This is a genomic window from Gorillibacterium sp. sgz306347 (assembly GCF_059735245.1).
The window spans coordinates 1-22080 of the sequence record NZ_JCAPET010000011.1 but is presented as its reverse complement, the minus strand read 5'-3'; the positions used below and the strand labels follow the sequence as shown (position 1 = coordinate 22080).

The following is a 22080-nucleotide window of genomic DNA, read 5'->3' as shown; positions in this document are numbered from 1 at the left end:
CCGGTTACGGCCGCTTCGGCCCTACCGCGATCCAGTTCAGCGTGCCGCTGATCTCCTCCCCGCCGTCCTCGCCGTGCTCGCCGCGCCGGAAAACCTCGATCACCGCGCCCGAAGCCTCGGTTTCGCGCAGCACGGTATAGCAGGCGGGATGATTGGTCATCGCGACCACCACGATCTGCCCCTCGTCGTAAGGCTCGCTCCACACTACCGGAACAATAACGCTTGTGCAGACGAGCGGAAGCTGAAAAGACGCGGTGCCGAACTGCTGAACACTGGCTCTCTGGGACGCGGCTGTCCGCAAGGTATCGGCGGGCGCGGGCAGCTCCTGGCCGATGGAGGCGATCGCCGCGCCAAGCTCGGGCGAGAGATGCCGGGCTTCCACGCTCCCGGTCTTCAGCTGCCCGCCGGTGATTGCTTCTTCGGCCAGGTGGCGTGTTTGAACAGCACCCGCCGCCAGAATGTTTTCCGTCACGGACGCGGCGGTCAAATGCTCCGTCCGCACCGTCCCGCCGGCCAGATGCGCCGACTGGATCTCGCCCGGGCGGATGTGGCGCGCCACCACCGCACCGGATTTGATGTGCACCCCGCCGACCGCTTCGACATCCAGCTTTTCCGCCGTTACGGCGCCGGTGGCCAGCTTCGCGGTCGTGACCGCCGAGTCCTTCAGCTTGTCGGTATGCACCGCCTGCTTCTGCAAATGGCCTGTCGTGACGATCCCGGCACCCAAGTGTGCGCTGCCGACCGAGCCCGCCGCCAAATGCGCGCTGCCGACCGCCTCGCCGGCGATCGCTTTAGACGTGACCGAGGCGGCGCCCAGATGCCGCGCGCTGATGGCCCCGGCCGCGATCTTGGTATCGAGCACCGCTTGGTCGGCGAGCTTGGCGGAGACGACGGCCCCGTCATCCAGATGAAGCGCCTTGATCGTGCCTTGCGAAAGATGGTACCCGCGGACCGCCTCTCCCGCCAGATGCCGGCTTTCCACGGCGCTTTCGGCCAAATGGTCGGCTTCCACCGCCCCGGCGGCAAGCTTGATCGAGGTGACCGCACCGGCCGCCAGCTGGGCCCGGTCCACGCTGCCGGGCTGGAGATGGCCCGTGCCGACGCTTTCCGCCGCCAGATGGCGCGATTCCAGCGCGCCCGGCGGAATTTTGCTTCCGGTGATGCTGCCCGGCGCCAGATGGTGCTCGCGGACCGCTTCCTCCGCCAGATGCTCGGACCCCACCAGGCCTTCGCTCAGATGGACCGGCCGGAGGAGGCCGGGCATCAGCTTGTCGGACGTTACCGATCCCTGGGCCAGATGCTTCGGCCCGATCGAGCCCGGCACCAGGTGATCGGCCCGGACGGAGCAGGACTGCAGCTTGCTTTGGCTGATGCTGCCCGGGGCCAGCTTTTCCTCGGTAACGGCTTGATTGCGGAGCTTCTCGGCGGTAACGGCGCCTGCGGCAAGCTTGGCGGAATTCACCGAGCCGTTGCCGAGCTGGGCCGCGCGCACCGCGCCGCTCTGGATTTTCTCCTCCGTGACCGACTGGTTTTGCAGAAGCTCCGGCGAAATGCAGCCCTCCTGCAGGTGAAGCGTTCCGATCGAGCCCAGCGCCAGCTTGCCGGGGCCGATGACGCGGTCGGCCAGCTTCTCGGACGTAATGCTGCCGTCCGCCAGCTTCTCCCCGCTCACGGAGCGGTCGGCCAGCTTGCCCGCGGTTACCGATCCTTCCGCCAAATGCTCGGCAAGCACCGCGCCGGGGGCCAGCTTCAATGACGTGACCGCCGCATTGCGCAGCTTCTCCGTCTCGACGCTTGCATCCCCGAGCAGGGCGGCGCGGATGCTCCCCGCTTTGATTTTGGAGCCGTCCACCGCGCATTCGGCGATTTTCTCGCTGGTGACGCACCGGTCCACCAGATCGTCCGTATAGATGACGCCGGTGCTCCCTCCGTCCGGCCGCCGCTCGGCGAGCAAATCCGCCGCGTCCTCCTCCAGGCTCGGAAACAAAACCGGACCGCGCCGGAGCGCGCTCGTTTTGCTTTTGGGCGGTGCGGCTTTGGCTACCGGCGGTTCAATCACGTCTTCCACGAGGATCGGCTCCTCAAATTCCGGTTCAACTTCGTCAAGCGGCTCCGGCTCCAGGCTTCCGGCCGAGGCTTCCGGTTCGGGCGTTTTGATCGCGTCAAGCCAGCGCAGCTCCTGGATTCTTGCGTCGTAAAGGTATCCTTTTTTGCGGGTTCCCGGTTTTGCGGGTCCCGGTCCTTTTTTTCTCATTTCGCTTCCCCTTCCGCATAGGTGATCTCTTGGCAGAATATGCAGCAGGGGGGGCGAATGTCCCAAGGAGTGCTTGTAATCAAATTGTAACCTGGCCTTAATCCCTCTTTAATTGTCGCCGCTTATAATAAAACGTGACCCCCCTTTTAATGATAAATTGTCATTGGCCCGCGGCCCGTTGCCGCGGGCCCTTTTCTTGGCGGCCCGGACGTTGCGCCGCGGGCCAAACTGTGTCAAGATAGTTCGAAGAAAGAGAAACCACCGGAAAGAAACAGGTGATGGTTCATGGCCAAACGCTTTTTCCGTTTGCTGACCGAGCTTTCCTCCCGCAAAAGCGTTTCCCGTATCGCGGGCGCATTCGCCGGCTCGCGCGCAAGCCGCAGGCTGATCCCTTGGTTTGCAAAAACCTACGGCATCCGGATTGAAGACGCGGAGAAACAGCTGGAGGAGTACGGGACGCTGAACGAATTTTTCACCCGCCGGCTGAAACCGGGCATGCGTCCGCTCGATCCGGCCGAAAACGCCCTGCTGAGCCCCGTCGATTCCGTAATTACCGGCATGGGGCCGATCAGCGACGGATTGCTGCTGGACGTAAAAGGACAAGATTATACCGTGCAGGAGCTGCTCAACCGTTCGCCCCGGACGGTTAACTATACGGATGGTTTTTATATGGTGCTGTACCTGAGTCCGACCGATTACCACCGCATTCATTCTCCCGCGTCCGGCAAGGTGCAGGAGAAGGAGCATATTCCCGGACGCGCGTATCCGGTCAACGAATTCGGACTCCGGCACATGAAGCGCGTGCTGAGCCGGAACGAGCGGCTCGTCACCTATCTCCGCACAGCCTTCGGGGAAATCGCCGTGGTGAAGGTCGGCGCGCTTAACGTAAGCGGCATTCACTATGTCGATCCGCTTCCCGAACGGCTGGAGGCGGGCGACGAGCTGGCGTATTTTCAATTCGGCTCCACCGTCGTCCTGCTGGTCGAGGGCGGCATCTTTGTCCCGGACCCGTCGCTGGGCCCTGGCGCAAAGGTCAAAATGGGGCAGAGGCTGGGGATTCTCCAGCCCAAGGCATAAAAAGGAACGCCGCTCAGGCGGCGTTCTTTTTCTTCGCCTCCGGCCATGCCGGGCGCGGCTCCGGGCTTACCGAACAACCACCTTACCGATACCGAAAGGAGTCCCGAAATGGCTTATTCCCAGAGCGCGAATCCGGCGGCGCGGTCCGCGCAGGACCCGACGGTTTACCGGGTTCTGTTCGCCATCAGCCTGGTTCATCTGCTCAACGATTCGATCCAGGCCGTATTTCCGGCGATGAACCGGATTTTTCTGAACGACCTGCATTTGACCTACACCCAGATCGGGTTTATTATCTTCTGCCTCAACTTCACGGCGTCCATCATCCAGCCGCTGGTCGGCCTGATTTCGGACCGCAGGCCGATGCCGTTCCTGCTTCCGCTCGGCATGGTGTCCACCCTGTGCGGGATGCTGCTGCTGGCGCTGACGCACAGCTATGCGCTGGTGCTTGTATCGGTCGTGCTGGTCGGGCTCGGCTCCGCGGTGTTCCACCCGGAAAGCTCGCGCGTCGCCAATCTGGCGGCGGGCCCGCGCAGGGGCCTGGCCCAATCCATCTTCCAGGTAGGCGGCAACGGCGGCCAGGCGCTCGCGCCGATTTTTGCGCTGTTTATCCTGACGCCTCTCGGCCAGCCGGGAGCCATCTGGTTTACGCTGGTGGCCGGAGCCGCGTTGGTGATCCTTGTATTTGTGGCCCGCTGGTATGCAGACAGGCTGGCGGAACGGGCGCTGGCGCCAAAACCCGTCCGCGCCGCCGTCGTGAGCAAAGAACGGAAACGTAAAATCGCCTCCGCTGTCGTGCTGCTCGTTTTTCTGGTGTTTGTCCGGTCCTGGTACCACGCCGGGATATTGAACTTCTACCCGTCGTTCGCAGTCGAGCATCTGGGCGTCGGCGAACAGATGGGGCAGTATTTTCTGTTTGCATTTCTGGCTGCCGGGGCGGCGGGAACCTTCCTGGGCGGTCCGCTTGCCGACCGCTTCGGCAGACGGAACGTGCTGTTCTTTTCGATGGTCGGTTCCGCTCCGTTTGCCCTGCTGCTGCCTTACGCGTCTCCGGTGGTCGCTTTCGCCCTGCTGCTCGTCATCGGGTTTGTGCTCCTCTCTTCCTTTTCGGTGGCGGTTGTTTATGCGCAGGAGCTGATCCCCGGCAAGATCGGGACCGTTTCCGGCCTGATTACCGGCCTTGCATTCGGACTCGGCGCCGTGGGCGCCGTCGTGCTGGGGCGGCTGATCGACTTGACCAGCCTGTCGCTCATGATGAAGGCCTGCGCCTTTTTGCCGCTGGCGGGCATCGCCACGTTCCTGCTGCCGCCGGATCACAAGCTGCGCAGCTGGTCGGGCGAAGCGTAAGCCGCCGCTTTTTCCGCAGCCCAAAAACCCCCTTCTCCGCAAAGAATGCCGCAAAAAGCTGCGTTCCCGGAGAAGGGGGTTTCTTTATCGCCGGTCTATTTCGCTCACACCAGCCGGCTCTCCAGCTGCTGGCGGCCGAACCGGAGCCAGCTTCCGGTTTTGCCGATCGCCTCGCGCACACCGGCGGCGGAGGAAAAGGTATGATCCGCGTGGCGGATAATTTCTTTGTCGCAGCGGCCTTGCTTGCGGATGCGGAATACCTTCTGATAGAGGAAGCTGTAATCCACCGGGATAACGTCGTCTCCGGTTCCGTGAACAAGAAGAATGGGACCGTCATACCGGCGGGCCGCCTGAAACGGATGATGTTGGCCGAGAGACTCGAAGAACCCGGCGCTCAACCGGTAGCCGAGGTAATCCGTCGCGCCCGTTTCAAGCGCTTCCCGGTACCGTTCCCGGCCGACAATCCGGACGATGTCGCCAAGGGGGTTCGCCACGGGCGACCACAGCACGAGCCGGGCGACCCGGGGCTCGCCGACCGCGGTCAGAATCGCCACCGCGCCGCCCAGGCTGTGCCCGAGCAGCGTCAGCTGATCGCTGCGCACGCCCGGCAGGGAAAGCGCGTAATCGATGACGCGCCGGGTTTGGTCGACCATGGCGGTAAGTCCGCCCGCGCCGTAATCGCCTTCGCTTTCCCCGCAGCCGGCGTAGTCAAAGCGCAGCACCGCGTACCCGGCCTCGCACCACTCCCGCGCCGCCTTCACGAACAACCGGTCCACGCCGATGCGGCTGCCGACAAAGCCGTGGCAGATCAGCACCAGCGGCGCGTTGTCTCCCGCACCGCCGAGGGCGGCGGCGGGACGGTGGAAGGTGGCGGCCAGCTTCCAGCCGCCGCTTTCGATCGTGAGGGTCGTTTCCATGGCGAACACTCCTATCCTTTAATTCGCATCAGTTTACTTGGTATTTCCATCCTATCATCCGTGCGCCGGAAAGTCAATCCCGAACGCACGGAAACGGGTATCCGTCACCAGGTTAATTCCGCAACCAGCGCGTGATGGTCCGACGCGTCCGTTTTCATAATTGCCGCAGACTGCGAAAGCGTCGGGAAATTGCAAAAAATGTGATCGATCTCCCTGCCGTGCCGGATCGTAGGGCGGAGCTTGCGCTGCCGGACTTTGCGCCAGCCAGGCTCCAGCTTTTCCATCAGCGGGTGATGCGAATCCATGTTAAAGTCTCCGAGCAGAAGCGCCGGGGCTTCCGCCTGCTCCAGAACGCCGAGCAAAGCGGGAAACTGCCGCCGCCGTTCCCGCTCCAGCAAGCCCAGGTGAGTGTTGACCACGGTTACGATTTGGCCGCCGAGGTCGATTCTCGCCGCGATAATGCTTCTTCGTTCGCTGACTCCCTGCATATAGACCACTTGCTTGGACAGGATCGGGTGCCGGGACAAAATCCCGTTGCCGTATTGCACCAGGCCGAAATTCAGGCTGGGAGAAAAAATCCCTTTCATCTGCAGCTTCCGTCCCAGTCTCTTCAGCTGGTCCTGCATATAGCTGCGCGGATGAAACCGGTCCACTTCCTGCAGTGCGACGATCGAAGCTTGCGTCCGTTCGATTTCTTTGGCGATCCGGTCCACGTCGATCTTTCCGTCCATGCCCATCGCGTGGCGAATGTTGAACGTAGCGGCTTTCAAACGCATGCGGCTTTTCCCTCCCGTCCGGCGGCGGCTTCCTTGACTGCGGCCTCGTTCCAAGCGTGTGTCCCCGGTTTTTCATACAGTTTTTTCTTACCCAAATTACAAGAATAGGCCATTCCGAAAAAAATCGCAAAAAAACGGCCCGCCTTCTTTCAGGCCGGCCGTTCCTTCTTTGTTTTATCCGTTTCCTTCCCCGGCGTCCGGCCGGGTTCTGCCGCCCGGCGCCCGCCGGCGGAAAAAGGGGCGGAGGAAATAATCCCCGCCGAACCGGCCGGCGTTCCAGCCGGCCATCAGGACAAGCCCGCCCAGCAAGATCAGCCACGGGTTGATCGAGATGGTGCCCGCGAACAGGAACATGAAGTTCATCAGCAGCCCGAAGAACGCGGCGGCCGGCGTCAACACGCCGAGAATCAGCCCGACGCCTACCAGCACTTCTCCCCAGGGCACAAGAAAATTGAACAGCCCGACATTGGGCAGCGCAAAGTGCTCCAGAAACGAGGTGAAGGTCGGATAAACCGCATCTCCTGTCGCCCGGTCGATCACCATACTGCCTTCGGGCGGAGCGGTGATGGCCCGTTCCAGAAACACCTTGGCGCTGAAGGGTTCGCCCCCCGTCACCTTGCCCCAGCCGGAGCTCAGCCATTTCCAGCCGGTATAAATTCGGATAACCGCCAGCAGCACCGAAGCCGCCAAGCTCTCTCGCAGCCATTTTACCATCCTGATTCCTCCTGTGTCCGATTGGCGTCCTCCCGCATAAGCCTGTTGCGCGGGAGTGACGCTGTACCGCGAAGATGTTATAATAGCAATTGCCTTATGAGACGACAAAAGCGGAATTCTCCGGAAGGATGGTAGCTGCATGAACATTCAGGCCGATCGGCTCAATCAAGCGATCCGCACCAGCAACCCCTATGTATACGAAATGCTGTCCGAACTGGGCCGCGGCATCTATTTTCCCAAGCTCGGCATCTTGAGCCAATCGGCGGAAGCAAAAGCTAAAGCGACGAAGTTCAACGCTACGATCGGAACGGCGCTTCAGAACGGCGTGCCGATGCACCTGGAAGTGATCCAGGAAACGCTGTCCGCCTATGAACCGAAAGACCTGTATGAGTACGCTCCCGCCCCGGGCAAACCCGAGCTTCGAACCGTCTGGCGCAAAAAAATGCTGGCCGACAACCCTTCCCTGGAAGGCAAGGCCTTCGGCACCCCGATCGTAACCAACGCGCTTACCCACGGCCTTAGCATTGTGGCCGATCTGTTCGCCGCTTCCGGCGATGCGGTTATCATTCCCGATAAGAACTGGGAAAATTACGAGCTGACCTTCGGGGTTCGCCGTGGCGCGGAAATGGTGGAGTACCCGCTTTACAATGCGGAGGGCCTCTTTAATGCCGAAGGGCTTCGGGAAGCGATCCTTTCGCGAAAAGCGCAGGGAAAAGCCATCCTGATTCTGAATTTTCCCAATAACCCGACCGGCTATACGCCCGGCCCCGAAGAAGCCGAGCGGATCGTGGACGCGATTCGCGACGGGGCGGAAGCCGGCATCAATATCGTCGTCGCCGTCGACGACGCCTATTTCGGCTTGTTCTTCGAGGATTCGCTGCACGAGTCGGTGTTCAGCCGGCTGTGCGGGCTGCATCCGCGCGTTTTGCCGATCAAAATCGACGGAGCCACAAAGGAAGAATACGTCTGGGGTTTTCGCGTCGGCTTTCTCACCTATGCGGCGGAGCAAGAAGAGCTACTCGCCGCGCTGGAGCAAAAGACGACCGGCATGATCCGGGCCACCATTTCGAGCGGCCCGCACCCTTCCCAGACCTTTGTGCTGCGGGCGCTGACTTCGCCGGGCTTCGAGGAGCAGCGGCGCGAGAAATTCGCCATCATGAAAGGCCGCGCCAACAAAGTGAAGGACGTGCTGGACAGCGGCCGATACGACGACGCGTGGAGCTATTACCCGTTTAACTCCGGCTATTTCATGTGCCTGAAGCTGAAAAACGCCGATGCGGAAACGCTCCGCGTCCACCTGCTCGACCGGTACGGCATCGGCACAATCGCGCTTGGCGCCACGGACCTGCGCATCGCGTTTTCCTGCATCGAGGAGGAATCGATTCCCGAGCTGTTTGAACTGGTGTACCGCGCGGCCAAAGAGGTGGAGGCGCAGTAAACTCCTTCTTTGCCGCTTTCTCTCCCTCAAGATAAACAGGCCCTCTCACGGCTTTCGCCGCAAGAGGGCCTTGTTCTTTTCCCGCCGGAGCGCCGGAGCAAGGGCGCATCACTCCCTCGGCGGCTTCACCTTCTCCGTTCCCCCTGGATCGGCTCCTTATCCCTTCACCTGCTCCCGCAGGCAGGAACGCGTCAGCGAGCGGAGCTCTTCCAGCCCTTCCCACGGGTCGCCTTCCCCCGCGCAAACAATGGAATAGATGCCGTCAAAGCCCGAAGCCGCGCACAGCTCCATGCAGCGCCGGAAATCCTCCGTGTCCGGCTGGTCCGGCGCTTCCGCGGACGGCTCCGCTTTGACATGCACCGTTTCCGCTCGGGGCAGCACATGGCCGAGCTGACGGAACTTGTCCTCTTTAAAATTGCCGAAGTCGGCCGTAAAGCCGATTTTCCCCTGGGTGCGTCCCAGCAGGCTCAGGCAGTTGGTGGAGGTCGAAGCCAGCTCCCCCAGATTTTCAATCAAGACGCGCACGCCGAGCGGCTCGGCATAAGCCGCCAGCTCCTGGAGCGATTCCACCGCCCAGTCCAGGGCAAGCGCGTTTCCGGCCGGCGAGCTGCCCGGCGACACCCGTACCCTCCGGGCGCCTGCGGCTGCGGCTACGTCGATCCACCTCCGGCACCATGCGAGATCGGCCTTCCGCCGGAACGGATCGGTGTGCGACAGCTCTCCTTCGTCGACGAGAAGCGAATTCCACGCCCGCCTCCTCAAACGCGTTCCGCAGCCGTTCCAGATACCCTTCCGAGGTTTCCGGAAACTGCGAATACAGCACCTCCGCCGCTTCGTAGCCGCGTTTTTTCAATTCGGCCGGAAGCTCCAGCAGCGAAAGCTCGCCCAGCTTTCCCGTTTCCCGAATGCGGTGTTCCTGCTTCTCCGCGTCCCATTCCATGGTCCGCCGGATGCCCAGAAGCTTTTCCAAGCTCCAGGTATTGACGCCCAGCTTTGCCATCGCGCCTTCCCCCTGTCTGTAATAGAAGTAGTATCTATTAACCAGAGGGATGGAGGCTCAATCCGTCAAAAGGGGCGTTTCATCCGCTTCTTAAGCCAGGTGCGAACCGTTTGGTACACCATCCGGGCCCCCAGCACAAGACCGGTCGCGATCCCCGAGATCGTGACGAACAGCGCGATGTACTGAAATACTGAATAGTCCCGCATGACCGACCAGTCGATGGGATTGACCAGATCCTCGATGACCTGGTTCATGCCGTAGATGCCGCTGATGACCGTAAACACCGTGAAAATCATGACCAAATAATTCGTTCGCCGTCCCGATACGTCGCTGCGGTATTTGTAAAGGTCGCCGAGGGTCTGTTTGACCTCCCCGTACAGGTCGAGGTTGCCGAATATATCGCGCAGCTGAAGGAAGATTTCCCGGCCTTGCGATTGGGTGACCAGCTCCAGGAAAAAGTATTTGGAGGAAAACCGGGTGATCTGCCCGATCAGCTCCTCAATGTCGTCCGTGTTCTTTTCGTAGCGCACACGGGAATACCGGTTGCTGAGCTTGAGCAGAACGATCTTGTGGAAGAGGTTGAGAAGCACGCCGTAATAATATTCCCCGTACATCTGGTTCGCCAGATGGCGGTGCCGGCCCCCCGCGTTGTTGGTCAAGCAGCTGAACGAGTTTTCGTCCATTATGTAATAAGTGTTGGGAGCCCACCGCAAATATTCGTGCGTGCCCAGAAATTCCTTTATGTACGCCATGCTGCTGGAGCTGATGAACGGCAGCCCGCCGTGGTCCAGCCCGTCGATGCGGGAAGCGCGGTAACGCTCCGTCTCACCGATCGGCAGCTCGTCCTTGAAATGATAAAAGGACTGGACGTACATGCGCTCGTCCACAAAGAAAGGCATCGTTTCGAAATAAGCGCCCTCCATGTCCGTATTGTCGAAGTAGGGAAGGGCTCCGGAAGCGATTTTTTTGAAAATAAAGTCTTCCGTTTCCTTGTACTCCTGACCGTCGTGAATGACATAGGTCAAATCGTCGGGCAGGCTGATATCCTGCAGCACGCGGAAGCGGTTGGCGAATTCGAGGGCTTCCGTAAACGTCAGCGCTTCTTTTTCCAGCTGCACCCGGACCGTAATAAAACCGACCGAAAACGGGCAAAGGATGATGTCTGCGGAAAGAACCCGGAACGGTGTACGGTTGTGGCGGCTTTTTAAAACACAGGAGAGGTCCAGGGCCCGGGAAAACCGCTGAAAGGATTCGGGCTGCTCCTTATGGGGAAACAGGACATTGCCGGTAAAAGGGAGATAGTAGCGTTCCATGTTGCGGTGGGAGACACGGAAGCCCTCGCCGTAATAAGCATCCTCACAGTCCAGATCGTTCAGGTAAAACATGGAGTACCCGTCCCGGCGCAAATCTTTTTTGAAATACTCCTGCGTTCCGGGTCTGATGGAAAACGGAAAAATAAACTGCAGCAGGGCTTCGCTCAGTTCTCTTTCCTGGATAACGGGCTGATCCACCCCTTCACCCCCAATCTGCTTTGTTTCTCAATAGTCCAGCCCCAGCTCCAGCCGGATGTCGGCGCCCGTCCAGTCGACCCCGCGGATCACGACCGGCCAGGGGAGGCGGTCCGCCAGGGAAACCTGCAGGTCTCCGGGATCGAACCAGCCGCGGGAAACCGCATGGCCGCGGACCGAAGCTCCCTCGTAGCGGAAAAGAAGCATCGGCGGCTCCCAGGACATGCGGTAATCCAGCTGCACGCCGATCGGCAAGCGGTTCCGGTACCGGAGGTTCAGGTGCGCCTGCAAAAGATCCTCCCGGCGCTCAAAGCGGGCGCCCGTGATTTCCACATCCGGCCGCGGCTTCGGGTTCGCCGCTACCTGCTCCTTCAGAAGATCGTTCAATTCTTCGTCCGTCAGGGTGACGCTTAATTGGCGCGTGCGGGCGATCTCTTTGGCTTTGGCCGCCAAGTCCACTTCGTTGTAGGACAAATCCAGCGCTTCGGCCGGGCGGACATACCGGACGCCCGCCCATGCCGCCGCCCCGAGGAGAAGGACAAGCACAAGAAGCACGGCCAGAAGCCGCTTCATGACTGGCCGCCGTCCTTCTCCCGCTTTTCCTTCAGCCACTTGGGCGCGCCTTTTGCCTTTTTGTCGCGTTCGCGGTCGCTCCGTTTGCGCGCGGAAGGCGCCGGTGCCGGGCGGGCGCCGCCGCGCCGGTCCGAGGCCCCCGCCTGCGGGGCGCCGCTCCGGGCGCCGCGTGCACTGGCGGCGCCTTCGGAGCGCCGGGCGCCGGCGCCCGAAGCCCGTCCGGCCTCAGCCGCACCGCGCCCGGCGGCCTCTGCGAACCGGCGGTCCGCTCCGCGCTCCGGCGCCGCGGAGGCCGCCTGGCGCTGCCTTCCGCGCCGCGTTTCTTCCGGAGCCAGCTCCTTGCCCGCGAAGAGGGTCCGCTCTTCGAACGAGACGCCGAGCAGCCGCGCGAATTTCTCGGCGATAAAGCGCTGGCGCTCCTCCAGGATCGTGACGACCGTCCCCTCCCGGCCCATGCGTCCGGTCCGGCCTGCCCGGTGGACGTAGTGCTCCGCATCCACCGGCGGATCAAAGTTGACGACAAGCGGCAGGCCGGGGAAATCCAGCCCCCGGGCAGCCACGTCCGTCGCCAGCAAAAGCTGGAAACGGCCCTCGCGGAAGCCGCTCATCACGCGGGCCCGCTCCTGTTTCGCCGAATCGCCGTATAGCGCCTCGATGGAGAGGCCGGCGTACTGCATTTTGGCCGCCACCTCCGCGATATCTTCCGTATCGTTTACAAAGACAATCGCCGATTTCGGCTCATAGTGCCGGACGATCCGGCGCAAAAGATCGATCTTGTCCCGCTCCTCGGCGATAAAAAAAACATGGCGGAGCGCATCGGCCGTTTTCTTGGACGGCTCGATGCGGATTTCCGCCGGCTCGCTCATCCATTTCTCCGCAACGCTCCGGATCGCCGGGGTGACGGTTGCGCTGAAAAACGCGATCTGCCGGTCCCGGAGCGCCCCGCCGAGCACGGCTTCGACCTCGGTTTTGGAGCCGAGGTCGAACACCTGGTCCACCTCGTCGACTACAATCGTCCGCACCTGGTGCAGCGACAGCTTTCGCTTTGCGACCAGCTCCTTGACGCGTCCGGGTGTGCCGACTACCAGCTGCGGCTTTTCCTTCAGCTTCTCGATCTGCCGCTGCAGCGAAGCGCCGCCGATCAGCTGCTGGACGGCAATCTCCGTCCCTTCCGCAAGCTTTTGCGCTTCCTGCACGATTTGCATGCCAAGCTCCCGGGTGGGAACCAGCACCACGGCTTGGGTGGCTTTCCGGGATGCTTCGATGCGGGTCATAACGGGCAGCAGATACGCGAGCGTTTTTCCTGTGCCCGTTTGCGATTCGGCAATCAGGTCTTTCCCGGAGGCCAGGACCGGCACGGCCGATTCCTGAATCGGCGTCGGCTCGACGATTCCGCGTTCCTCCAGATTCCGGACAAAACCGGACGAAATGGGCAATTCGGCAAAACGGCTGGGGTTCATGAAGCAGTTCTCCTTCTGTGTAAGGTCCATGTATCCTATTTTACTCGATTTCCGTTCCGCTGAAACTAGCGAAGTTGCGCGGCCTCCCGCAGCAGCCTGTTTGCCTGGCGAAAGCGCCGCCCTTCCGCTCCTTTTCTGTCCGTCCGCATCGCCCCTTTCGCTTCTCTTCCGTCGCCCCTTCAGCGCCTTCCGCTCCTTTCCCGTACGTCCGCATCGCCCTTTCGCTTCTCTTCCGCCGCCCCTTCCGTGCCTTCCGCTCCTTTCCCGTACGTCCGCATCGCTCCTTGCCTTCTTTTTCCGTCCATAAATGTAAAGCCCAACCCGCAAAAAGAAAGGCAGGCGGGGCATTGTGCTACACTCCTCTACCTGTCAGGAGTTTGAAAAGGGGCGCCGCCGCATTAAAAATCACAAAACACGAAACCTCATCGAGACTCCCATCTGTTTTGCAGTGCGTGGGCCGCGCTGTCTTTGTAAAGTTAGCTGTTTCCTAAGCCGATCCCGGTTGGACCAACAAGAGCTGAAAGTTAGGTTGTTAAGCAAGCCGGACCTTGTACGCCTCACATGTCATAGGAAAGACTGCAAAAAAGACTGCATGCGCCCGGTTGGCATGGGCTACACGCGGCTCTGTCCATCTAACGGTTGCCACAGCGCTTATTCGTGCCAAAAAGTCCCTTTTGAAATTCTAACGGTTGCCACAGCGCTTATACGACGAAAAAGAGGACAAAAGCTGCAAAAAACGAAAATAAGTTCTGTGGCAACCGTTAGAGTTCTGTGCGGCTCAATTTCGGGCAAATAAGCCCTGTGGCAACCGTTACAGTCTCGTGCAAACTTTTTTTGCGGAAACCGTCACATTCTTGCGCCTTACGCTTTTAGCAACAAGTGATCGAGCAACCTCCACTAGTTTTGCGTCTGGCCTAACAGCTATTAAGCGATTTTTGCGACAACGCCCTGGGCGGACGCTACAGTTCCCGACCTCTCTGTCCCGGCGCCGAGTCCGCCACGGCAACCGGCAAAGCAAGCGATCCGCAGGCAGCCGAACGAAATAAGCCCCATTAAACAGCTGAGCAGCCACCTGGCCGTTGATTGTAACTGGCCGGCGGACTGCTCGGGTCAAAAAATGGTTCGGGACGCGGCACTGCTTTCCTTTGTTTAGTCAAGTGCTGCTGAGAGAGCGGATTCGAGCATGGCATCAAAATCAAAAAAGGTAGCCATAAGCTCACCGGAAGGCTTATCCAGTTCAACAAAACTCTTATTGGAAACGTTATAACAATACCATGCGATATCCGAATCGCCGAAAAAAACCAACTCGTCTTCGTCCTGAATCGGCTCCCAAGTTTCATTGGCATCAAAAAAACGATCTACCTGGTTTAGAGGCTCGGAATCCAGAAATCTTTGGTCGATCCCGTAAATTTTAAGTCCGTTAAACTCAATTCCATTTACAGTTTGCAAAAATGCATAGTACTGCTGCGGCAGTATGTCGGACCCGAATTGATCCGTAACAAAATCTCGAAATCTTGCTAATTCGATTTCATTGGCAGGCCCGTTGAGTCTTCTGTTTCGTTCCCCCCTTATTTTTGAAATTTCTCCGATCTGCTTTTTCCACATAGGATCACCTGCAAAAGTTGTTATTTGTTCTTAAATGCCCTTTGTTAGAGAATTTCAGGCTCATCACCAAGGTTTATTCTAAATCTTCAACCCCCTGCTGGTAAATCCTGCTTTTAACCCTTCCTTTCTTTATCAAAAGCACTAGACACAGATGGATGGTTTCTGACCTGACTGCTGATACCCTTCCCGCAATAATGTTTTGTCCGAAACTCTGCCTCAGGCTCTACGTCAGCCCTGTCGGGAGTTCCACTCCCAGGGGCCCTTGCGACTGGAGCCACCCTTCCGGCCGGAGCCCGTAGCCCCGATGGCCGACGCCGTAAACAAAACGGCCCGCCCGCAGGGGACGCGCCGCGCCGAGGGCGCTACCGCGGCCCCCATTCTTCAAGAAATTTGAACTTGATCGCCTCCCGCGCCCGAAAAAGGCGCTGCTTGACGGCGGCCTCCGTCGTGTCCATGGCGGCCGCGATTTCCTTGTAGGACAGATTGAAATACCACCGCATTTCCACGATCTGGCGGTACTCCGGCCGGAGCTGCGACAAGTACCGGTCAATCGCCTGCTTCATCATCCGGATTTCCACTTCTTTGTCCACCGGCTTTGCCGAATGATCTTCCCAATCCGGCTGCTCCTTCAGATACTGCACCACTTCCAGCTCGTCCCGCGAGCGGGAAAACTTCTTCAGGTAATTCAATGCCGCGCTGCGGGCGACCGCGCGCAGCCACCGGTCCAGCTTGTCCGGCTCGTTCACCTGGGAGGCTTTGTTGATGGCCCGCAGAAACGATTCCTGAATAATGTCCTCGGTTGCGCCATGGTCCCGGACGATGGAATAAATGAGCGCGTATACCAGTTGGTAATATTCCTCGTAAACCTGCTGCTGCAGCGCGTGAGGCAAAGCATAAAACTGCTCGGTAAAAATCAAGATCAGGTGTCTGGACATACACAACCTCCACGAACGACTGCGTGTCAGAAAAACGTTTTACAAGAGGTCCGATTCGATCACCTGCCGCAGGCCCGCACCAAAGCGCCTGCAACCTGGGGACGATGGTGAGAAAAACGCACTTCGTCCGTTTACTTGCGATTCAAAAACCGCCCCAGAAACTTGTCCAGGGACCGGGGAACAAACTGGTAAAACGCGCCGCCGACGCCCCCGAAAAAGGGCAGGTTGACTTCCGCCTTCCCGCTTCGAATCGCTTTCATCACCGTACGGGATACCTTCTCCGGACGCAGCATCAACCACTGCACATTTTTCACGTACGAGCCGGTCGGGTCCGCAATGGCAAAAAAGTTGGTGTCGATCGGCCCGGGATTGACGGCGGTCACGCGGATGCCGGAGCCCATCAGTTCAAACCGCAGGCTGTTCGTCAGCCCCAGCACGGCATGCTTCGACGCCGAGTAGCCGGTCGATTTGGCGGTCGCCACCTTGCCCGCAAGCGAAGCGATGTTGACGATGTGGCCGCTGCCGCGCTCCAGCATTCGCGGCAAAACCGCCTGGATGCAGCGGACGGTCCCCATGTAATTGACATCCATCATCGCTTTCATTTCGTTTTCGGGCGTTTCCGTCAGAGGCTTGAAGATGCCGAACCCGGCGTTATTGATCAGAAGATCGACGTCTCCCCGTTCGGTTCGAATCCGTTCGAAAACCGTCCGCACGGAGTCCGTGTCGGATACGTCCATGACATGAAAATCACATTCCCCTTCGACCCGGGAAGCCGCTTCTTTCAGCCTTTCCTCCGAGCGCGCCGTCAGGACCGGTATCGCCCCGAGGCGGCTCAAATCACGGGCCATCAGCGCTCCGATTCCGCTTGAGGCACCCGTGATAACCGCTACTTTTCCAGCAAAATGCTTGTTCATCGTACCTGTTCCTTTCCTTCCGGACCGGCCGGGCCGGCCCCCTTCATGGAAAAGTCTAACATGCAAAAGGCCCGGGTTCAATGGGGGCTTTGGAAGCAATACCATATACTTCCTTCACCAATTTTACAGCAACGATAATTCGCTCTTATTCGACAAAAAACACTCTTCGCAGCGTACAGCCGCGAAGAGTGTGTCGAAAGATGGTGCGTAACCCCGTGAAAATTCGCCGTTTGGGCGGTGATCAGATTTGCCCCACCCAGTCTTCCTTGGCAGCCTTGCTCCAGGATTCCCGGATGTCGCGGATAATGCCGGCGGCCAGAGGGCCTTTTTCCAGCAGGCGGGCGTTTTGCTGCCAGCGGTTCGGATTCTGGGTGCCGACGATGGCCGTGCAAACGCCGGGAATGCTGAGCGTAAAGCGCAGGGCGGTCGCGACGGCTTCATCGAAATCCTCCTTCAGAAACGGATAATCGATCGCGCGCAGCCGTTCCCAGTACTCGACTGCATAGTCGTTGTCCGGACGTTCATCGCCGGATTTCCATGCCACGTTCGCAACCGGCCGCTTGGCGATGATGCCCATTTCCCGCTCGCGCGCTTCCGGCAGAACCAGATCGATGCCTCGCTGGTCGGCAATGTTGACCGAGGTTTGCAGCGAATCGAACACGCCCGTCTGGATGGCGTATAACGCCGCCTCGTTTTCCCCGCTGTAGCCGATATACCGGGTTTTGCCCGCTTCCTTGGCGCGCTCCAGCACCCGGATCACTTCGCCCTGCCGCAACACTTCTTCCGAGCAGCTGTGCAGATGGATCAGATCGACGTAATCGGTTTTCAGCCGTTTGAGGCTGCGGTTGATGGATTCCTCCAGCATGGCCGGATCCCAGTCTTTCGCGTCCAGCCCGGAGGCATGTCCGCATTTGGTGAACAGGTAAAAATCGTTCCGGCGGCCGGAAATGGTGTTGCCGATCAGTTCTTCGCTGTTGCCGTAGCATTCGGCCGTGTCAATCACGTTAAGCCCGGCGTCAAGGGCGCTGCCCAAAAGCCGGTCGACCGTTTTCTGCTCCTCGCCGTTCGGCTGGATCGAGCCGATTTCCGATCCTCCGAAGCCCAATACGCTTACCATCATATCCGTTTTGCCGAATTTCCTCTTTTCCATCGCGGTGTCCTCCTCGTGTGGCAACATAAACGCATCTCATTTAACATTACCCTTTCCAGGGAAGTTGACTCCGGCATGCGAACCGGATGTTGGAAAAAGGGCGTGACTCTGCTACGATCATAACAGACATCGAAGAAGAAAGGGAGTCGCTATGCCGGGATTCATCATTGATCTGGACGGAACGCTGTATGCCGGGACGCGCCGGATTCCCGCCGCCGGTCCGTTCATGGAGCTGCTTCGCCGCGAGAAGCTGCCTTACGTTTACCTCACCAACAACTCTTCCCGAAAGCCCGAGGACGTCGCCCGGCATCTGACCGAAATCGCCGGCATTCCGGCTTCGGGCCGCGAGGTGCTCACCTCCGCTCAAGCCGCCGCCCGTTATGTGCGGGAACGGTTTGAAGGCGGCCGTGTGTTCGTCATCGGGGAAGACGGGCTGCGGAGCGCTTTGCTTGAGGCCGGCTTGACGCTGGCGGAAGGACCGGAAGACAAGCCCGACGCGGTGGTGCAGGGAATCGACCGTTCATTCTCCTACGCCAAGCTGGAAGCCGCGTCCCGCTGCATTCAGGAGGGCGCCTTGTACGTCTCCACCAACCCTGACCTCCAGCTGCCCACGGAGCGGGGGATGACGCCGGGCGCCGGTTCGCTCGCCGCAGCCATCCGGGCCGCTTCGGGAACCGAGCCGGTGGTCATCGGCAAGCCTTCGCCCATCGCCATGAGCTACGCTATTGCCCGGCTCGGGTTGCCGCCGGACGAGATCTGGGCAGTCGGCGACAACCTCCGCACCGACATCGCCGGGGGAGCCGCCGCCGGATGCCGCACCGCCTGGATAAGAAGCGGTGTCGGAGGAGCGCTGGACGAGAACGAACTGATCCGGCAAACCGGCATCCAGCCGGATGCGGTCTGCACCGATCTGCTGGCGTTTGCCGAACGGTTTCTTTCACTTCGTTTATAGTTGTATCGTTGCCATCCCATTGCCAAGAGGAGAAATGTCTCAATGTCCATGCCTTTGTATCCCCAGCAGCACCAGCCGCCTCAAACGCGGCCGATCCGCCCCTGGCTATCCATCTGGGTCCGCCCCCGCGCGACGGTCCGCGCTTTGCTGGAAACCCCGATGCCCCTCGCCCTGCCCCTTTTGCTCGCCGGCGTTTATCACACGGCAAGCATCGCCCAGACGCGAAGCCTGGGGGAAGAATGGTCGCTTGGCACCATCTTTCTCTATGTGCTTCTGGCTTCGCTGCTCTACGTTCCCTTCATGCTGTACATAGGTGCGCCGGTCGTCCGCGGAATCGGGGGCTGGCTCGGCGGAACCGGCACCACGCGCGATATCCGCATCGCCTTGGCCTATGGGCTTATTCCGACGGTCTGGATGATCGGCTTTATCGTGCTGCAGTTTGCGGTAGCCGGAGAATCGATTTTTTGGGAGGAGCTGTCCTACGAGCTTCCGCTGCTGAATCAGATGCTTTACCTGCTTTTGGTCTTTGTCGAATTCGGAATCGGAGTATGGAGCTATGTCATTCTGATGAAAGCCGTGGGTGAAGCGCACCGGTTTTCCGCCTGGAAAGCGCTGCTCAGCTTCGTGCTTCTGTTTCTGATGCTTTTTGCGGCGATCGCCATCTTGGTGGTCCTGATCACCGTTTTTTTCATCGGGGTGTAAGGAATGATCGGGGCCGGAGCGGGGGAAACTTCGGACAAAGCGGCTGGCGGCGGGGTTTTTTTGAAATCGTTTATTGATCAATTTGGGTGCGGTGCTATAATAAAGTTATCGAAAAGTTTTATTTATGAAAAGTAAAATGTAAATAATCGGCGATTATAGCTTAGGAGGCCGCCCCGTTGAATATCAACCAGCTGGAAACCCTTGTCACGATCTCCAAGACCATGAGCTTCCGCAAAGCCGGCGAGCTCCTGAATCTGACCCAGCCCGCCGTTTCGGCCCAGATCAAAAGCCTTGAGGACGAGTTTGGCACCGTGCTGGTCGACCGCAACCAGCCGGTGACCCTGACCGACAGCGGGCGTGTTTTTCTGGAGCATGCCTTCAAAATTCTCAACACGGTCGAGGACCTGAAGCAGAAGCTGGCCGATATGGAAAACACCCCGCAGGGAAATATTTCGGTCGGCACAACCGCTTCGATCGCGGTGCAAATTTTGCCGCGCGTCCTGTCGTATTTTCAAAACCAGTACCCGCTGATCAAACCTTCCATTCATTCCATGACCTCATCCCAAATTTTGACCGCAGTCGAAAACGGCACGGTGGACATCGGCATCGCCTATCTGTTCGACAAAAGCTCGGCGGTGGAAACGTCGGTCCTTTACTACGACACCTTTGAGCTGGTTGTTTCGCCGAATCATCCGCTTGCCGCGGTGGGCCACGCGACCGTCGACGACCTGCGCTACCTGTCCCTGATCCTGATGACTCCCGGCACGGCCGTCCGCCGGTTTACCGACAAGCTGTTCAAGCAGCTCGACATTACGCCGCAGGTCGTGATGGAGCTGTCCAGCAGCGAGGAAGTCAAGCGGGTCGTGGAGCTGGACCTGGGCGCCGCCATTATCGCCAAAAATTCCGTCAGCAACGAGCTGCGGATGGGCACCCTCAAGCTGGTGGAAATCGACGCCGTTGAGACCGACCAGCCCGTCGTGGTGATGTACAAGTCGGGCCGTTATCTGAGTTCGGCCATGCTGCAGTTTTTGAACGATCTGAAGGGTATGCCGCAAACCCATTTTCTCGGCAGCGAGTAAGGCGGCGGATTATGCAAACCACTCAGGACAGGGAGGTTGGAGCAGCCTTGATGTTTGATCTGCATACGCATCACGAACGGTGCGGACACGCCGAAGGCGGAATCCGCGACTACATCGAAGCCGCGATTGAACAAGGCCTGGACGTTATCGGCATCTCCGATCATTCCCCTTACTTCGGGCACAAGGAAGACCACCCCGAGCCGCGGATCGCCATGGCGAAAAGCGAGTTTACCGCATATATCTCCGAGGTGCTGCGGCTCAAGGAAGAGTACCGGGGGCGCATCGATGTGCTGCTCGGCGTGGAATCCGACTTCTATCCGCAGCATGCGGCGGCGTACAAAGCGGTCTACGACCAGTATCCCTTTGATTACATCATCGGCTCGATTCACCAGACGGGAGACGGCCTGAGCATCTTCAACCGCAACCGCTGGAAAAAGCTGAGCGCGGTCCAGAAGGTGCAGGTGAAGGAAGAGTATTACCGCCTGATCCGGCATTCCGCGGAAAGCGGCATGTTTCAGATTTTGGGCCACATCGACGCAATGAAGGGCTTTTACCCGGAATTTTCCGCCATCCCCACCCGCATCGTCGAGGAAACCCTCCAGGCGATTCGGAATACCGGCGTGGCGATTGAAATCAACACCTCGGGCAAAACGAAAGCCGTCGGCGGCTGGTACCCTTCCGACGACATCCTGGAACGGGCGCTGCACTACGGCATCCCCGTCACGTTTGGCTCCGACGCCCATACGCCCGCCCGGGTCGGCGACGAATTCCGCTTCGTGGAGCGGAAGCTGCGCGAAATCGGCTACCGCGAATGGGTTTACTTCAAAGAAAAACAGATGCAGCGGGTCCCGTTATAACGGCGACCCGCTTGCGGCTTAAACGGCCGGCTCCCTGCTCCAGGCAGAGAGGCCGGCCGTTTTTGCTGTACGTACAGGTGGTATGGTCGCAGGTATTGCTCAGGAGAGGGAATCCAGGCGGGGCTGACTAGACATGACAGTTGCAGTTGCTGTGGGACAGGCAAAGGCTTGTGGCCTTGAACTACGCCCACTCATGGCCCTTTTCACCGATTTACGGACTTCTCTACTCCGACATGCAGCCTTTTTCCACCACTTTGTGGCCTTTTCTACTCCGACGCATAGCCTTTTTAACCGATTTGTGCGGACACGTCCGCTTGTACGGCATTTAGAACCTTACGCATGTTTTGAGGGAGTGCAAAGAACGGGCGATAGAGAAAAGGTTGGTGAGGACGGGCTAAACGGAGAGATATCATAAAGGGTGGAGGTGCCCAGGGAGTGCGTAGGGGAGTGCAAAGAGTGTTCGAAGGTGGTCAGGCGACTGTGCGATTGCGGAGGGCGGAAAAAGAAAAGTTTCAAAATGAAGCTGAGGCGGGGCCCAATAATTCTAACGGTTGCCACAGACGTTAATCGGCCAAAAAAGCGGCTTTTGAAATTCTAACGGTTGTGAGCGAGCTTAATTACCCCAAAAGCGTGGGGTTTCCCAAGATAAACGCCAAATAAGCGCTGTGGCAACCGTTAGAATTTTGAAGGGGCCATTTTAAGCTAAATAAGCGCTGTGGCAACCGTTAGCCGCCCATGCCCTGGCGGGCGCCACAGAAAATGAAACTAAAGTTGCGTTAGTTCAGGGTGGATTTTTTGGCTATGCCGTGGTCCAATGTCCATCAC

Annotated in this window: 19 protein-coding genes; 7 read left to right on the top strand and 12 right to left on the bottom strand. The window is 59.3% G+C overall.

Annotated features, from left to right (window positions below; translation table 11 throughout):
- Positions 1–4: 4 nt before the first annotated feature.
- Positions 5–2254 (bottom strand): WIAG-tail domain, encoded by a 2250-nt coding sequence (locus AC6I6H_RS08135; RefSeq protein ID WP_497953249.1) that lies wholly within the window; start codon positions 2252–2254, stop codon positions 5–7.
- A 285-nt stretch (positions 2255–2539) separates the two neighbouring features.
- Here AC6I6H_RS08135 and asd point away from each other — a divergent pair, with 285 nt between their 5' ends.
- Positions 2540–3331, top strand: a complete 792-nt coding sequence (gene asd / locus AC6I6H_RS08130) for an archaetidylserine decarboxylase (RefSeq protein ID WP_497953248.1) — start codon at positions 2540–2542, stop codon at positions 3329–3331.
- 108 nt (positions 3332–3439) lie between these two features.
- Positions 3440–4675: an MFS transporter gene (locus AC6I6H_RS08125; protein WP_497953247.1), complete on the top strand. Its 1236-nt coding sequence runs from the start codon at positions 3440–3442 to the stop codon at positions 4673–4675.
- Positions 4676–4779: 104 nt separating this feature from the next.
- Here the strand turns inward: AC6I6H_RS08125 and AC6I6H_RS08120 are convergent, their stop codons facing one another.
- From AC6I6H_RS08120 to AC6I6H_RS08110, 3 genes are all read right to left on the bottom strand, one after another.
- Positions 4780–5592 carry an alpha/beta hydrolase gene (locus AC6I6H_RS08120; protein ID WP_497953246.1) on the bottom strand — a complete coding sequence of 271 codons (813 nt, stop codon included), beginning with the start codon at positions 5590–5592 and terminating at the stop codon, positions 4780–4782.
- A 104-nt stretch (positions 5593–5696) separates the two neighbouring features.
- Positions 5697–6368 (bottom strand): endonuclease/exonuclease/phosphatase family protein, encoded by a 672-nt coding sequence (locus AC6I6H_RS08115; protein ID WP_497953245.1) that lies wholly within the window; start codon positions 6366–6368, stop codon positions 5697–5699.
- Between the two features lie 174 nt (positions 6369–6542).
- A complete protein-coding gene (locus tag AC6I6H_RS08110; RefSeq protein WP_497953244.1) occupies positions 6543–7082 on the bottom strand; it encodes a DoxX family protein in 540 nt (179 codons plus the stop codon).
- A 139-nt stretch (positions 7083–7221) separates the two neighbouring features.
- Here AC6I6H_RS08110 and AC6I6H_RS08105 point away from each other — a divergent pair, with 139 nt between their 5' ends.
- The gene (locus AC6I6H_RS08105) at positions 7222–8520 is read left to right on the top strand and encodes an aminotransferase class I/II-fold pyridoxal phosphate-dependent enzyme (RefSeq protein WP_497953243.1); all 1299 of its coding nucleotides are present in this window, start codon (positions 7222–7224) and stop codon (positions 8518–8520) included.
- A 156-nt stretch (positions 8521–8676) separates the two neighbouring features.
- Here AC6I6H_RS08105 and AC6I6H_RS08100 read toward each other — a convergent pair whose 3' ends face one another.
- The 8 genes from AC6I6H_RS08100 to AC6I6H_RS08065 all read right to left on the bottom strand — a co-directional run bounded on the left by AC6I6H_RS08100 (position 8677) and on the right by AC6I6H_RS08065 (position 17665).
- A complete protein-coding gene (locus tag AC6I6H_RS08100; protein WP_497953242.1) occupies positions 8677–9282 on the bottom strand; it encodes a sugar phosphate isomerase/epimerase family protein in 606 nt (201 codons plus the stop codon).
- 303 nt (positions 9283–9585) lie between these two features.
- A complete protein-coding gene (locus tag AC6I6H_RS08095; RefSeq protein WP_497953241.1) occupies positions 9586–11031 on the bottom strand; it encodes a hypothetical protein in 1446 nt (481 codons plus the stop codon).
- Between the two features lie 27 nt (positions 11032–11058).
- Positions 11059–11601: a hypothetical protein gene (locus AC6I6H_RS08090; protein WP_497953240.1), complete on the bottom strand. Its 543-nt coding sequence runs from the start codon at positions 11599–11601 to the stop codon at positions 11059–11061.
- The gene (locus tag AC6I6H_RS08085) at positions 11598–13061 is read right to left on the bottom strand and encodes a DEAD/DEAH box helicase (protein WP_497953239.1); all 1464 of its coding nucleotides are present in this window, start codon (positions 13059–13061) and stop codon (positions 11598–11600) included. Before AC6I6H_RS08085 ends, AC6I6H_RS08090 begins: the two co-directional genes overlap by 4 nt.
- A gap of 1149 nt (positions 13062–14210) precedes the next feature.
- On the bottom strand, positions 14211–14666 hold the full coding sequence (locus AC6I6H_RS08080; protein WP_497953238.1) for a YrhA family protein: 456 nt from the start codon (positions 14664–14666) through the stop codon (positions 14211–14213).
- A 362-nt stretch (positions 14667–15028) separates the two neighbouring features.
- Positions 15029–15601 (bottom strand): RNA polymerase sigma factor, encoded by a 573-nt coding sequence (locus AC6I6H_RS08075; protein ID WP_497953237.1) that lies wholly within the window; start codon positions 15599–15601, stop codon positions 15029–15031.
- A gap of 131 nt (positions 15602–15732) precedes the next feature.
- Positions 15733–16515 carry an SDR family NAD(P)-dependent oxidoreductase gene (locus tag AC6I6H_RS08070; protein ID WP_497953236.1) on the bottom strand — a complete coding sequence of 261 codons (783 nt, stop codon included), beginning with the start codon at positions 16513–16515 and terminating at the stop codon, positions 15733–15735.
- 241 nt (positions 16516–16756) lie between these two features.
- Complete coding sequence (locus AC6I6H_RS08065) at positions 16757–17665, bottom strand: aldo/keto reductase (RefSeq protein WP_497953235.1); 909 nt, start codon at positions 17663–17665, stop codon at positions 16757–16759.
- Between the two features lie 151 nt (positions 17666–17816).
- Between AC6I6H_RS08065 and AC6I6H_RS08060 the strand changes: the two genes are divergently transcribed.
- From AC6I6H_RS08060 to AC6I6H_RS08045, 4 genes are all read left to right on the top strand, one after another.
- Positions 17817–18617 (top strand): HAD-IIA family hydrolase, encoded by an 801-nt coding sequence (locus AC6I6H_RS08060; protein WP_497953234.1) that lies wholly within the window; start codon positions 17817–17819, stop codon positions 18615–18617.
- Positions 18618–18659: 42 nt separating this feature from the next.
- Positions 18660–19319: a YIP1 family protein gene (locus AC6I6H_RS08055; protein WP_497953233.1), complete on the top strand. Its 660-nt coding sequence runs from the start codon at positions 18660–18662 to the stop codon at positions 19317–19319.
- Positions 19320–19495: 176 nt separating this feature from the next.
- Positions 19496–20398: a LysR family transcriptional regulator gene (locus tag AC6I6H_RS08050; RefSeq protein ID WP_497953232.1), complete on the top strand. Its 903-nt coding sequence runs from the start codon at positions 19496–19498 to the stop codon at positions 20396–20398.
- 47 nt (positions 20399–20445) lie between these two features.
- Positions 20446–21255: a histidinol-phosphatase gene (locus tag AC6I6H_RS08045; RefSeq protein WP_497953231.1), complete on the top strand. Its 810-nt coding sequence runs from the start codon at positions 20446–20448 to the stop codon at positions 21253–21255.
- Positions 21256–22080 lie beyond the last annotated feature (825 nt).

What these genes read in the sequence shown, in the direction of transcription:
- AC6I6H_RS08135 (WP_497953249.1), bottom strand. Translation starts at nt 2,254, where the DNA reads ATGAGAAAAAAAGGACCGGGACCCGCAAAACCGGGAACCCGCAAAAAA.
- asd (WP_497953248.1), top strand. Translation starts at nt 2,540, where the DNA reads ATGGCCAAACGCTTTTTCCGTTTGCTGACCGAGCTTTCCTCCCGCAAA.
- AC6I6H_RS08125 (WP_497953247.1), top strand. Translation starts at nt 3,440, where the DNA reads ATGGCTTATTCCCAGAGCGCGAATCCGGCGGCGCGGTCCGCGCAGGAC.
- AC6I6H_RS08120 (WP_497953246.1), bottom strand. Translation starts at nt 5,592, where the DNA reads ATGGAAACGACCCTCACGATCGAAAGCGGCGGCTGGAAGCTGGCCGCC.
- AC6I6H_RS08115 (WP_497953245.1), bottom strand. Translation starts at nt 6,368, where the DNA reads ATGCGTTTGAAAGCCGCTACGTTCAACATTCGCCACGCGATGGGCATG.
- AC6I6H_RS08110 (WP_497953244.1), bottom strand. Translation starts at nt 7,082, where the DNA reads ATGGTAAAATGGCTGCGAGAGAGCTTGGCGGCTTCGGTGCTGCTGGCG.
- AC6I6H_RS08105 (WP_497953243.1), top strand. Translation starts at nt 7,222, where the DNA reads ATGAACATTCAGGCCGATCGGCTCAATCAAGCGATCCGCACCAGCAAC.
- AC6I6H_RS08090 (WP_497953240.1), bottom strand. Translation starts at nt 11,601, where the DNA reads ATGAAGCGGCTTCTGGCCGTGCTTCTTGTGCTTGTCCTTCTCCTCGGG.
- AC6I6H_RS08085 (WP_497953239.1), bottom strand. Translation starts at nt 13,061, where the DNA reads ATGAACCCCAGCCGTTTTGCCGAATTGCCCATTTCGTCCGGTTTTGTC.
- AC6I6H_RS08080 (WP_497953238.1), bottom strand. Translation starts at nt 14,666, where the DNA reads ATGTGGAAAAAGCAGATCGGAGAAATTTCAAAAATAAGGGGGGAACGA.
- AC6I6H_RS08075 (WP_497953237.1), bottom strand. Translation starts at nt 15,601, where the DNA reads ATGTCCAGACACCTGATCTTGATTTTTACCGAGCAGTTTTATGCTTTG.
- AC6I6H_RS08070 (WP_497953236.1), bottom strand. Translation starts at nt 16,515, where the DNA reads ATGAACAAGCATTTTGCTGGAAAAGTAGCGGTTATCACGGGTGCCTCA.
- AC6I6H_RS08065 (WP_497953235.1), bottom strand. Translation starts at nt 17,665, where the DNA reads ATGGAAAAGAGGAAATTCGGCAAAACGGATATGATGGTAAGCGTATTG.
- AC6I6H_RS08060 (WP_497953234.1), top strand. Translation starts at nt 17,817, where the DNA reads ATGCCGGGATTCATCATTGATCTGGACGGAACGCTGTATGCCGGGACG.
- AC6I6H_RS08055 (WP_497953233.1), top strand. Translation starts at nt 18,660, where the DNA reads ATGTCCATGCCTTTGTATCCCCAGCAGCACCAGCCGCCTCAAACGCGG.